Source organism: Ignavibacteriales bacterium (assembly GCA_026390795.1).
Taxonomy (GTDB): Bacteria; Bacteroidota; Ignavibacteria; order Ignavibacteriales; family Melioribacteraceae; genus Fen-1258.
In genome coordinates this window covers 1,571,156-1,583,759 of record JAPLFG010000003.1, presented here as the reverse complement: position 1 = coordinate 1,583,759, position 12,604 = coordinate 1,571,156, and the positions used below count along the sequence as shown (strand labels likewise).

The window sequence follows — 12,604 nt, the reverse complement described above, 5'->3', positions numbered from 1 at the left end:
AGTCGAGAAATGGACAATGAAGTTTCTGTCACACTACCTTTTCACTCATGTTTCGTCTTCGCTCAACATAACAGATCCTAATGAAAACGGTCTGCTTGAAGGCAGACCGTTTTATGATGTTGAAAATGTTACAATATGTTAAGATAAAATTATTTATAAGATGACTCTAACCTATGTAATTTATTTTGCACCAGCCGGTAAATTATCGTGTAAATATTTAGTCAGAAGATTATAAAGATGCAGTGTTGTCCCCGGGCCTTCATAAATGCCGTGAGTGCGGTTTGGATAAGCCATCATCGTAAACGGTTTATTGTATTTGATCAGCTCGTTGATGACAAACTCCGCATTCTGATAATGGACGTTATCGTCACCGGTTCCATGTACAATTAAAAGATTTCCCTTGAGGTTCTTTGCATAAGAGTAGAGAGAACATTTTTCGTAAACGCTGTCCACTGTCGAGGGCAATCCCATATAACGTTCTTGATAGATTGTGTCGTAAAATTTTTCATTACTAACTGCCGCAACAGCCATTCCGGTTTTATAAATATCGGGATACCTGAACATTAGTTGAAGAGTTTCCGAACCTCCGCCGCTCCATCCCCATACACCAATTCTTTCCGGATCCATGAAACTCCATTTCTGCATAAGCGCTTTCGCCGCTGCAGCTTGATCGGCTGAATTTAAAATTCCAATTTTTTTATAGATCGATTTTCTCCACTCGCGTCCTCGTGGTGCCGGTGTCCCTCTGTTATCAACGCTTACTATAATATATCCTTGTTGTGCAAACATTAAATACCAGAGATACTGCGCTCCGCCCCATCGATCAACAACTGTCTGAGCCGCCGGTTCAGTGTAAACATAAAAAAGAACGGGATATTTTTTAGACGGATCGAAATCCGGCGGCTTTATCATCCAGCCGTCTAAGCTTACTCCATCACCGATATCAACTTTGAAAAATTCCGTCGGAACTCTTTTTAATGCTTCAATTTTTTCAGCAAGTTTTTTATTCTCAACTAATTTCTTGATTATTTTATGTTCGGGAAGTTTAATCAAATTACTTATTGGCGGAGTGTCCGATGAGGAGAAAGAATGAATCGCATAATTTGCGCCGTCGGAAATTTGGTAATTGTTGCTTCCTCTGAATTCTTTTGGGGTGATCCGTTCCAATTTTCCTTTACCGTTAAGAGAAACTCTAAATAAATATCTTTGCGCAGCGTTATCAGGTGACGCCATAAAGTAAACCCATCCATCTTTTTCATTGATGCTTTGAACATCAATTACATCGTATTTACCCGGTGTTAGAAGTTTTACTTTCTGCCCGTCTCTTGAGATTAAATATAAATGACGCCAGCCGTCTCGTTCACTAACCCATGTAAATTCTTTGCCGTTGTTCATCCAATTCATATCATCATTAATATCAATCCACGCGTCATCTGTTTCCGTGAGAATTGTTTTCATCTCCCCGGTCTTTGCGTTCCCAAGCATAACATCATTTCTATTTTGAAGGCGGTTCAAATGCTGAATAACAATTTCATCAGAGTTTGCTGCCCAATCCATTCTAGCGATATAGTTATTACGCGGATCGCCGGGGACTTTCATCCATACAGTTGTTCCGCCGGCAACACTTACAACTCCAACTTTACCAGCTGAATTTGTAGTTCCGGCTTTTGGATATTGAACTGGAATAATTTTAGAATAAAGTGAGTCTGTATTATTGATCATATAAAACACACCGATACCGGACGCGTCAAGTTGCCAGTATGCAATTGATTTGCTGTCCGGGCTCCATCTAAATCCGTCGCGCAGATCAAGTTCTTCTTCGTAAACCCAATCGAAAGTTCCGTTGATGATTGTTGTAGAGCCGTCAAATGTTAATTGAGTAATATTTCCATCGGATAAATTTTCTACATAAACATTATGCTCGCGAACATATCCGACCATCTTTTCATCCGGCGAAAATTTTGCAAACATTAATGTTGACGGTTTGGCATCGCCTCCCATTTTTTGAAGCTTTCCCGATTTAAGATTCAGAACATAGTAATCGCCTTTCGTGTTTTGACGCCACACACGTGCTGTGTTCGTGAAGATCATCAGCATATCGCTTTTAGGCGACCAGATATAATTACTGATGGATAATGGTTTGGTCTCTCCTTCCGGAATTAAAAGTTTAGCAGAGACCATAATTTCCAGTGCACCGGATTCGGTTTCGTACTTAACTATGTCCCTTCCGCCGGGTACATCTTTTGAAGCTTCAAGAGTTGTATAATATTTTCCATCTTTTATGAAACGAGCTGGTCCAAAACGTTCGCCCATGAATTCAGGACTATTGAAAATTCGATCAACAGTTAATAGGGATTTGTCAACTTCCTGTGCTATTAATGATCCGATAAATAGAAACATTATCAGAAGAAAATATTTTTTACTTGTCACCATTTCTACACCGATTAGTTTATTGAATTATTGTCCGGATAAAAAATATATATTTTCATACAAATAAACCCCAGCTCATTATTTAATTCATGTATTAATAAATGATTTATTGCAAAGCGCGGCAAAGATTTAATCAATCAAAAGCTGGTGTTTTATTTAATTCTCTTTTATATTTTTGCGCCATTCCGGATAAATTGACTTTTTAACAAAAATACTCAGTCCTTTCAGAAGAAAAGATTTGCAATGAAAAAAATATACGTCTTACCGCTAATACTTTTTTCGCTTAATATTATTTCCGCGCAAACATCCACTGGAACAGTCCTAGGTTTAATTCCGGGAGAATCTTCTAAATTGGAAGATAATATTGTAATCAAACTGATCGAAGCCAGTTCAAAGACTATCCTTCAAGAAACAACTCCACGAAAAGACGGCAGTTTTATATTCCGTAATATTCCCTTTGCCGCGTACGATATTTATTTGCTGAACAGCGACGAATTATTTGCCACAAAAAGAGTAATTGTAAATTCAACCGTACCGGTAAAAGTATTTATCGATTCTATAAAGACGTTCCAGATGGAATCGGTGGTCGTTTCCGGAAAGACCGAGTTCGATAAATCATTAGCGTCTTCAAAAACAATATTAACGCAGACTTCAATTGAAGATTTTCCCGCTCTCTCGTCTTCCAAAAAAATTGAGACTATCATACTGTCGACACCGGGTGTGGTACCGGATGAAGATGGACGAATGCATGTTCGCGGCGAAGACGCACAGCTTCAATATGTAATTGATGGAATTCCCGTTACAGGAAACATGACTAGAATATATTCGAGCTTATTTAATGCAGGAATAATTAAATCGGTTGATCTGCAGACCGGTAATTTCAATGCCGAATATGGAATTGCCAATGCGGCGGTTTTATCTGTTACTACTAAATCCGGATTTGATAAAAAATTAACCGCGAACGCATATTCAAGTGTCGGTACATTCAATTCAAAAGACGGCGGTGTTGAACTGGGCGGATCATTAAACGAGAACGCTGCATTTTTCGGCGCTGCAAATTTTTCTTCATCCGATCGATATCTCGATCCAATTTCAAGTTCACAGCCGAATCACAGTTTCGGGAAAAATCTTTCTTACTTCGGTAAAGCCGATTTTATTCTAAGCTCTTCTATTGATCTTCATTTTCTAGGAAGTATAAACAACACAGAGTTTGAGATTCCAAACTTCGCCGCTTTTTCAAATCAGGATCAGCGCCAGAAGTTAGAAGACTATATGCTCGGCTCACGTTTAAATATTACTACAGATAACAAAAGCGTTATCAGCGCTTTGGCTTATAGACGTTACGCCAAAATGAATTTTAGTTCCGGTGGAATTAGCCGTTTAAATTCTCCCGCTGATTATAACAAAGCAATAAATGAGAATGAAAAAATGTTTATTGGCGGCGAGCGTATAAACGAAAACAACGGAATTCAGTTGGAATATTCTTCAAACCAAAATTGGTATTCACTGCATCATGTATTTAAGGCGGGGGTGAGCGGAGAACTTTTTCCGTTAAAAGAATTTTTCACTTTTGCTGTAACAAATCCTCAACTTTCTGATTCAACTCTTCCCGGTGGCGATATAAGATACAAACCTTACGATATAACACAAGGCGGAAAACCGTTTCTTGTTGATCAATCAAAAAACGGATACAGGTTTTCGGCATACGCTGAGGATCAATTCGCGCTAAACGGCAAGTGGACTATTAGCGCAGGAATACGGTTCGATCAATTCAATTTATTTAATTCTGAGACGGGAGTTTCTCCAAGATTGTCGGCAACATACAGCGCAAACGAAAAACTAATTCTACATGCATCCTACAATTATATTTTTATGGAAGCGCCTGTTGAAAACATTTTAGTGTCAAGTTCAAATGAGGCTAAAATTTTAACAGGTTCTGAACAAGGTCAAACATCAAACGTTGTAAAGAGTGAACGTGCGAACGTAATTGAAATTGGCGGCGCTTACCGTCTTAATGACAACATTGATTTGGAGTTAGTAGGATATTCAAAATTTATAGATAATTTTTTGGTGAAGGTTGAGCTGGGAAACAGCGGCATTATCTTTCCGGTAAATTTAAAGAATGGAATAGCGGCGGGAGGAGAATTTAGAACACGGTTACATAATTGGAATAACTTTTCCGGATGGCTTTCATTCAGCACAAGCGTTTCGCTGGGCTTAAAACCGGAAGACGGTTCATCACCGATTGAAGCCGGATTAATTTTGGGAGAAGAAGGACAAAACTATTCGCATCCGTTTGCCGGTGAAGATGTTTTTCCGACAGAGCATAATCAACTATTCACTGCTGTATTAAATTTGACTTACAAACATCCGGCTGGATTATTTGCGAATCTCAATACGCGTTTCGATTCCGGTTTGCCGTTTGACCTCACGGATAAGAACGGGGTTGGTTTGGATGAAGCTGCGTCGGTTGCAGAATTGAAGAGACGCGGTTATTCCGATGAAGTAATAAGCCTTCTCTCTCTGACTCCTGAAAAACCAGGCTCGCCGGATAAATCATTAAAACCACGTACTATCATTGATGTCGCTTTCGGGTATAATTTCAAAAACATTAGTTCGATACCTTTGGAAATTTCGATCAGTATCTTGAATCTATTCGATTCAACTTTTCTGTATAAGTTCGAATCGACTTTTGGTGGGACGCATTTCGGTTATCCTAGAATGGCAGCAATGAAAGCGCGTTTAAGTTTTTAGACGTTATTATTATTTTGATATAAAATTAGAATATTCCTATAACAGATAAATTATTATTCAAATTGATTACATCAAATATGGGTGCACTTCCGGTTCATGCATTTCTTGCTTCTCGCGTCTTACCTTTCACGTTTCATGTTCATCGTACCCCCAGCAGGAGTCGAACCTGCGCGCATGGCTCCGGAGGCCACTGCTCTATCCACTGAGCTATGGGGGCAAAGAAATTATTTTTTTGGTATATAACTTATGAATTATCCCGATCAAAAAAACGCAACTTTAATTTCAAAAAACTATATAAAAAGATTATTGTTGCGGAACAAAATTATTTTTCAAGTATAAAAGGAAGAGCGATTTCTGCTTATTTACTTTTGTTATAATTTACTAATTTATCGGTGTAATTATTTGAAAGGTGGAATTGTGCCCATGGCGATGAAAAAAATTGTGACCGAAGTTGTGGCTTCTCTTAAAAAACTACCCTCACCGGAAAAGAAGAGCAAGACATTTTGGGATTACCTTAAAGACCAGCTTTATTCCGAAACCACTTGGGATAAGAACGATCTTAAAGTGATTGAAAAGGAAATCAATTCTCACTTGAATAAAATTGAAAAAAAAGATCTTACGGAAATGTGGAAAAGTACGGACAAAGGATTTGAAAAATTTGATGAAGACAAAAAGGTTGATGTAAAAGAGATGAAAGAAGATCTGACGGATGAAATGCTCGGTCAGGTTATGGATAGAATGGACGACAATTATTCTTCTAAAGACTCATATTTTTCACAGCCGGAAACCGCTTTCGTTCCCGTGAAGAAAGTGGAACCCGAAGAACTTGACGAAGATACCGAACCCAATAAAATTGATGAAGAAGAAATTGATCTTGAAGACAAAGACATTTTTGACGATGGAGAGTTTGATGAAGACGAAGAGAGCAGTTTTTAGTTCACTATTACTTTTAATATTTACCGTTCCCGTTTTAGGCCAGACAAAAGTTGACAGCTTGAGAAGAACCGAGACACCTTTGACCTTTTCTTCATACTTTAATCCTTATAATAATTTATCCGATACATATTTCTTCAGCGAACTGAATAATCTAAGAATCAATTCATATTCCATTGACGACTCTGCTTCCATCTGGATGAGAACACGAATGCAGTTATCCGGAATGTATGATCGCAATAATTTATCCCGCGGTATGCAGTCAAACTTTCTTGATGCATTAAGCCAGCAATACACTGCTTCTCAAAGCCTTAAAACCCTTAGAAACATTCTCGGTGCCGTTCAAGTTGGGGCCGTTGGATATCTTGCCTATCAGCATTTAAAGAAATACGGATTCCTTAAGAAGAAATAAAATTCTATTCCGGAATATATAATGTAGATAGTAGTAACCTGCCGAATGATAAGAGCGTCTAAACCAAAAATGGATTATCCACAAACGGATGAATAAAATATGAAAAGAATCTTTTTACTTTTTATCATTATCACATTGAGTTCTATCGTCACAGCGCAAGACCGAAAATCCCGCGAACGCGATACTACGGAATTTGAATGCTCTCACAATAGCCTGGATTTAGGAAGTCATAACAGCGGAATTAGCATCGGCAATTCAAAAAATTGGAATGGATTAAGATTTAATTTTTCCGATTGCGACATCGAGAAAATTAACGGCATCAACATTACATTTTGGAAACCGGAACCGAGCCCGAATTCAACTGTTAATGGTTTATCGATTGGCGTGGCTCCGGGCGCATCAAGACTAAGAGGATTTTCACTTGGACTTGCCGCTGTAGTTGCAGAAACAGAGCTAAGCGGAATCAATATTGGCGGGCTTGCTGCTGTATCGAATGGAGTAATACAAGGAATTAATTTTGGCGGATTGGCAGTAGTATCAAATGGCGATCTCAAAGGAATTAATCTTGGAGGACTCGCTATTGTAGCCAACGAGGATATCTTAGGGCTAAACTTTAGCGGGTTGGCTGTTGTTGCAAATGGAAATATCTCCGGAATGAATTTTGGCGGAATAGCAACAGTAGCCAATAAGGATTTGATGGGAATAAACTTTGGCGGTTTAGCGGTGGTTGCGAATGGAGAAATCAAAGGAATTAATTTAGGTGGACTTGCGGTTGTTTCAAATAAGAATATGATGGGAGTAAACATTAGCGGTTTAGCGGTAGTATCAAATGGATCGATGAAGGGATTAAACATCGGCGGTGTTGCGGTAGTCAGCAATGGAGATATATTTGGTTTGTCAACTGCGCTCGGTGCAATAGTAAGCAAAGGATTAATAAAAGGAATTAGTGTTGCCGGTTATAAAACCGAAGCAGATGATTTTAAGGGGATGAACATTGCAGTTGGCTGGAGTGAGATAAACAACTTTACGGGATTCTCTGTTTCCGGTTACAATAGAATTACCGGTGTTCAGAAAGGACTTGTAATTGGATTATTTAACAGCGCCGAAGAATTACATGGTATTCAAATTGGACTTCTTAATATTGCTAAGAATAAGAGCGGGATTGCGAAGATATTACCATTCGTAAATTTTAACTTTGATTGATTAAAAATTGCGGCACAATTTGACAAATAAGAAATTTCGAAATAATAGAAATAAAAAACCCGAACTGTTATTTATAGTCCGGGTTTTTAAAATCAATTCTTTTAATGGAGAAATTATTTTACGCGTACGTAATCAATTTGCATGGTTTTAATTTCTTTTTCGCCATCAATCATAAACATTAACATTTGTTGATGATCGTCATCAATTCGTTTCATAACGGTTTTTTCCATCTGATCTTTACCGGATATCGGCTCAACCATTGTTCCCATATAAACAACATCGCCGGTTTTCTCATCCAGCTTTCCTTTCATGTACATAACTCCTGTACCCATATTGTCAACCCATACACTGATATATTCTTTAGTCGCATTATCATAAGCATCTAATTCCATTCCCTCAAACGGCATTCCCATCATGTTTCCTTTAAAGGAACCATGCAGATATCTTCCGCCAAGAACCATTTGGTATGTTGCGGTCGCTTCGGATTTTGTTTCTTGACCGTCCATATATGTAGATACTGCGGCTTTCCAATTGCCAACCATTTTAGCAAATTGCTGATGAACCGGACCGGGAGTCATATACTCCTGCCACTTTTTCATCATCTCAGCTTGATCTCCCTGTTGGGCAAAATTTGCGGAAGTTGAAAAGAAGATTACCGATAACATCATTACACTGAATAATGTTTTAATCTTCATGGTGGTGCTCCTTTCTGATTTTATTATGAGTTGTATGTTAAATATAATAGTTAAAGTATAATATGGAAAGGTTTGTTGAAAATATATTTGCTTAACCGGCTAGTAATGTCCGGATTGGATTGCTATTTAGTTTGATTTGCAGAGCTCCTATTCAAAAGTAAAAACAAGATTGTTGAGATCATTCCCATTACAAATGCGCAGATCCATAGTATTGTTGAACCGATATAATCTAATGCTAATGAACCAAGCCATGGGCCAACCATTAATGAGAAACTAAAAGTCACTTGGAAATAACCCATATATTCGCCTCGCCGATTTTCCGGTGAGAGCGCAGCCGTGTATGATGTACTTGAAGGGAAGAAAATCATCTCGCCGAAAGTCCAGATCATAATTGTAATTACTATAAGAACTAAACTTTGAGAAATTATCATTGCGCCGTAACCCACCGCACATAGAAATGCTCCAAGCGCAAGAGATTTACGGTCATCCCAGCGAGCCATCGCGTTGTTAAGAGGAACTTCTACAAAAATGATCAACACGGTATTAACCGCCATTAATATTCCAAAAGTTGATGTAGAATATTTTAATTCATGTACTATATAGAGCGGCAGCCCTCCGAGGAACTGAAAAAAAACTAACTCAACCGGTATAAGGGCGAGCATAAAAAGTAAAAACTTTTTGTCTTTTAAAATTGAATGCGATTGTTTGTTGGTTATCGTTGGCTTAAAAATTAAATTTTCTTTTTTCTTCTCGCTTCTTACTTCTTTCCGCGGTCTAATATGCGATATCATCAAAAAAATTCCGGCAAGAATAGTTGTAGTTCCATTTACATAAAACAAAAGAGAGAAGTTGAATGCCGAAAGAAATCCACCGACAACAGGACCGATGCTCATTCCAAGATTTATGGCAAGACGGTTTAGTGCAAACGCGGTTTTACGCTGTTCCGGCTCAACCTCATCTGATATAAGAGAAAGATTTGCAGGACGGAAAGCTTCGCTTATAACAGCCCACAACAACGTAACAAAAAGTATCGCATAGTAATTATGTACAAATGAATAAAGAATAATTACTAACCCGGTAAGAATTAAAGAGGATTTCATAACTCGTAAGGAACCAAGTTTATCGCTTAGCTTGCCAACGAACGGAGCGGTTAGTAACGCTCCGGCACCGTAAAATGCCAGAACCATTCCGGCGGCACTTTGACTAACGCCGATTTTCGTGGTCATGTAGATTACCAGAAACGGAAGAACCATTGTTCCGCTTCGGTTGATTAATGTTGCGGTTGTTATAATCCAAACATTCCGCGGAATATTATTTAGCCCGCGCCAGGGATTCATAGATTTATAATTTTCTCGAGATTGATTTTTTTGATATTAATCTTAGCCATAACTACTGATATGTTAAAATAACAAATCTGTTCTCCATTATAATGGAACATCAATATCTGATAACTTAAAAAAAATTCTCTCTCAGTTATTGAAAAAAGATTTTTTACGATTATTTTCCGCCATCAATTAATTGGAGTTACGTTTTATGAATATATATAAATCAAAATCTCTTCCGATCTTTCTCTTTCTAACGTTCGGTATTTTTCTTAGTACAAATATAAATGCTCAGAACAACCGTGATAGAAAACCGACTAACTTAAAAGTTCTCCCGCCGGATATTGATCCGCATGAATTGCGCAGCATTATGCAAAGTTTTACAACCGCGCTTGGCGTTCATTGCGATTACTGCCACGATGAAGATAAAGGCGAAGCATCCGACATAAAACCGGAAAAACAAATTGCCCGTGTTATGATGAAAATGAGAACAGACATTAACGATACGTTTTTAAAAGAAGCTCGGACAATTAAAAGTGACCTCGGAAATATCAATTGCGTTAATTGCCATCACGGTTCTCCTAATGTTACACTTCTTGAGGACGAACTCTATTTAACTTATCAGAAGAGCGGATTTGACACGTCGATTGAGAAATACAATTCTCTAAAAAAAGAATATTACGGCGGAGCCATTTATGATTTTAGAGAAAACTCACTTATTTCATTCGCAGCTAAACTTTCAAATGATAAAAAATTTGATGACGCTCTAAAAATCCTTGACAAAAATTTGGAAATTTTTCCTCAATCAACAAGAACCTTAAACTCCATCGGAAACACTTATTTAACCAAGGGAGAGAAGGAAACCGCCGCTTCATACTTTGAAAAAGCATTGGTAATCGATCCTCAAAACCGGTTCTCACGACAGATGCTAGACCGTATCAAGGAGAACAAATTATAGTAATACCGGTCGGTTTGTATTTCCATGACAGACCGACCTTTCTCTTCAGCAAACTAGAATTAATAGAATTCTTCTTACAAATAATCTTCCAAATAGCTAACTTTCAACTGTTGATATTCATCAAGGAGAATTATTATGAGGATTTTGAAATATTTTTTCATTCCTTTAATTGTCTTAATAACTGCAGCGTGTTCATCTCTTATACTTAAGCCGGCGGATTTTTCATGGCCGATTGAAAACGTACTAAAAGTTGACAGCAAAGGATTTGTTGAAGAGCAGAGATATGCTTTTACTTTAAAGGTCAAATCTCTTTTCTTTGAAGAGTTTGCGGATTCCAACAATTTTGCCGGAAAAGAAATTAGAATAATCCGCGATAAACTAGGTTATGTTTATATAACCGGAAAAAATTTCAAAAACGTTTATGTTTTTATGTCGATGGAAGGCGGAATGAAACTCGATGAAAAAATAATGGTTGCCGAAAAAGGTTTGGTCTCGCCGGCATTCAATCAAAAATCGCCGAACATCGAACTCCTCGATTCTCCGAATAAATATTTATTGAACAACAAAGGCATTGTGAGGTAATGAAATGAAAGCAAACAAATTTTTCTTTTTGATCTTCCTTTTTACCGCCTTTGTATTAAATCAAACATCACTTGCTCAATCCGACCGCGAAAAAGTAAATAATTTTGATACGCGATATAAACAATATGAAAACGCAATCAAAAACGCGGCGTCTCTTGCCGAGTGTAATGTAATTGCAGAAAATATTGCTCAATTAAAAACCGAGTTCGCGGATTCGAAAACGCTTATAGAAAAATCTTTACAAATAAATTATGACGATGCGTTTTCAAAAATCGAACGAACGCTTGAGGTTCGCAAAGGCGACTTTACTCAGATCGTTCAATTGACCACTGAAGTCGGCACTTTGAAAGACAAAGTTTCCGAACTAAGTCAGCAGAACGAGGGACTGATTGTTCAAATCAAACAATTACAGATTCAATCAAATAAAGATGCGCAGGCAATCGCATCATTATCAAAATTAGTTTCTCAGTTGAAGGCCAACATTGCGCAGCGCGATGAACTTGTACGAGGTATTGTTGATAGTCTGCTTCAAGAGTTTGTTAAAACTCCCGGAACACTTAACGATGCAGAGAAACAAGCAATCTTCAAAAAAGTTGATAACGGAAATCTATTCTTTAATATTGAACGTACAATCAGCGACAACGTTCAATTTATGAAAGTTACGCAGACCACTCCGGAAGATCTTTCCAAAATGAAAGAACAATACAAAGATTTCAACAAAGTGTGGCGCCAGGTTGGTCCAAAACTCGCCGAGGTTTATTTGAACCGGCGCGATAAAGTCTCGCAGATAGCCAACATAGATAATTTATTCTCGGATTGGAATGCGAGATTGAATGAAGAGATGTGGGGACAGGTGAATAAACTATTCCGCAGTCAAAAACTTGCAGTACTTCCATTTAGAAACGGAGATCAGTTTGTAAACAGTGTTAACGCTTTTGTTGACGATGAAATAAAAAATTACGGAGTTAAAAGTTCTTCCGAGTCACAAAATACATTTTACGCCTTTACAGACAGTGTTTATTTTAAAACTATTCAGCCCGTGTGGGTCCCTTTATTAATTGAAAATAACATGATGACCGAGGCGAACAAAGATTCTGTTGAAAAACGAATTGCTGTTTGGAAAGAAAAAGTTGCGCCGGCTTCAAAGATGAACTGGGTTTATATCGGCGGTGCGGTGGTAATTGTATTCTTAGTGATCGCATATTTTCTGAAGGGGAGAAAGAAAGTAGTTGTAGTCAATGAAGAAAATAAGGAATGAATTAAGAAGAATAAATAAAAAGAAGAATTGGTAGAAAGATTAATTAAAGCCGGCGTT

At 37.8% G+C, this 12,604-nt stretch carries 10 protein-coding genes, 1 tRNA gene and 1 pseudogene; 8 read left to right on the top strand and 4 right to left on the bottom strand.

All coding sequences use genetic code 11. The features are described 5' to 3' along the window. Positions 1-16 precede the first annotated feature (16 nt). Positions 17-142 (top strand): hypothetical protein, encoded by a 126-nt coding sequence (locus NTX65_10605; GenBank protein MCX6169782.1) that lies wholly within the window; start codon positions 17-19, stop codon positions 140-142. A gap of 38 nt (positions 143-180) precedes the next feature. Here the strand turns inward: NTX65_10605 and NTX65_10600 are convergent, their stop codons facing one another. Next, complete coding sequence (locus NTX65_10600; GenBank protein ID MCX6169781.1) at positions 181-2,433, bottom strand: S9 family peptidase; 2,253 nt, start codon at positions 2,431-2,433, stop codon at positions 181-183. Positions 2,434-2,673: 240 nt separating this feature from the next. Between NTX65_10600 and NTX65_10595 the strand changes: the two genes are divergently transcribed. Continuing rightward, positions 2,674-5,184, top strand: a complete 2,511-nt coding sequence (locus NTX65_10595) for a TonB-dependent receptor (GenBank protein ID MCX6169780.1) — start codon at positions 2,674-2,676, stop codon at positions 5,182-5,184. Between the two features lie 145 nt (positions 5,185-5,329). Here NTX65_10595 and NTX65_10590 read toward each other — a convergent pair. Further along, positions 5,330-5,401, bottom strand: a tRNA-Arg gene (locus tag NTX65_10590). A 206-nt stretch (positions 5,402-5,607) separates the two neighbouring features. On the opposite strand from NTX65_10590, the gene NTX65_10585 reads away from it, so the two are divergent. The 3 genes from NTX65_10585 (at position 5,608) to NTX65_10575 (ending at position 7,732) form a co-directional block, all read left to right on the top strand. Next, positions 5,608-6,120, top strand: a complete 513-nt coding sequence (locus tag NTX65_10585) for a hypothetical protein (GenBank protein ID MCX6169779.1) — start codon at positions 5,608-5,610, stop codon at positions 6,118-6,120. Further along, on the top strand, positions 6,095-6,529 hold the full coding sequence (locus NTX65_10580; GenBank protein ID MCX6169778.1) for a hypothetical protein: 435 nt from the start codon (positions 6,095-6,097) through the stop codon (positions 6,527-6,529). The genes NTX65_10585 and NTX65_10580 overlap by 26 nt, the downstream gene beginning before the upstream one ends. A gap of 99 nt (positions 6,530-6,628) precedes the next feature. Continuing rightward, positions 6,629-7,732, top strand: coding sequence for a hypothetical protein (locus NTX65_10575; protein ID MCX6169777.1), 1,104 nt, complete (start codon positions 6,629-6,631; stop codon positions 7,730-7,732). A gap of 113 nt (positions 7,733-7,845) precedes the next feature. Here the strand turns inward: NTX65_10575 and NTX65_10570 are convergent, their stop codons facing one another. Further along, positions 7,846-8,427 (bottom strand): DUF1579 domain-containing protein, encoded by a 582-nt coding sequence (locus tag NTX65_10570; protein MCX6169776.1) that lies wholly within the window; start codon positions 8,425-8,427, stop codon positions 7,846-7,848. A 122-nt stretch (positions 8,428-8,549) separates the two neighbouring features. Continuing rightward, positions 8,550-9,773 (bottom strand): annotated as a pseudogene (locus tag NTX65_10565) (MFS transporter). Positions 9,774-9,960: 187 nt separating this feature from the next. Here NTX65_10565 and NTX65_10560 point away from each other — a divergent pair. The 3 genes from NTX65_10560 to NTX65_10550 all read left to right on the top strand — a co-directional run bounded on the left by NTX65_10560 (position 9,961) and on the right by NTX65_10550 (position 12,547). Beyond that, on the top strand, positions 9,961-10,707 hold the full coding sequence (locus NTX65_10560) for a c-type cytochrome (protein MCX6169775.1): 747 nt from the start codon (positions 9,961-9,963) through the stop codon (positions 10,705-10,707). Between the two features lie 135 nt (positions 10,708-10,842). After that, positions 10,843-11,289, top strand: coding sequence for a hypothetical protein (locus tag NTX65_10555; GenBank protein ID MCX6169774.1), 447 nt, complete (start codon positions 10,843-10,845; stop codon positions 11,287-11,289). A gap of 4 nt (positions 11,290-11,293) precedes the next feature. Next, positions 11,294-12,547, top strand: a complete 1,254-nt coding sequence (locus NTX65_10550) for a hypothetical protein (GenBank protein MCX6169773.1) — start codon at positions 11,294-11,296, stop codon at positions 12,545-12,547. Positions 12,548-12,604 lie beyond the last annotated feature (57 nt).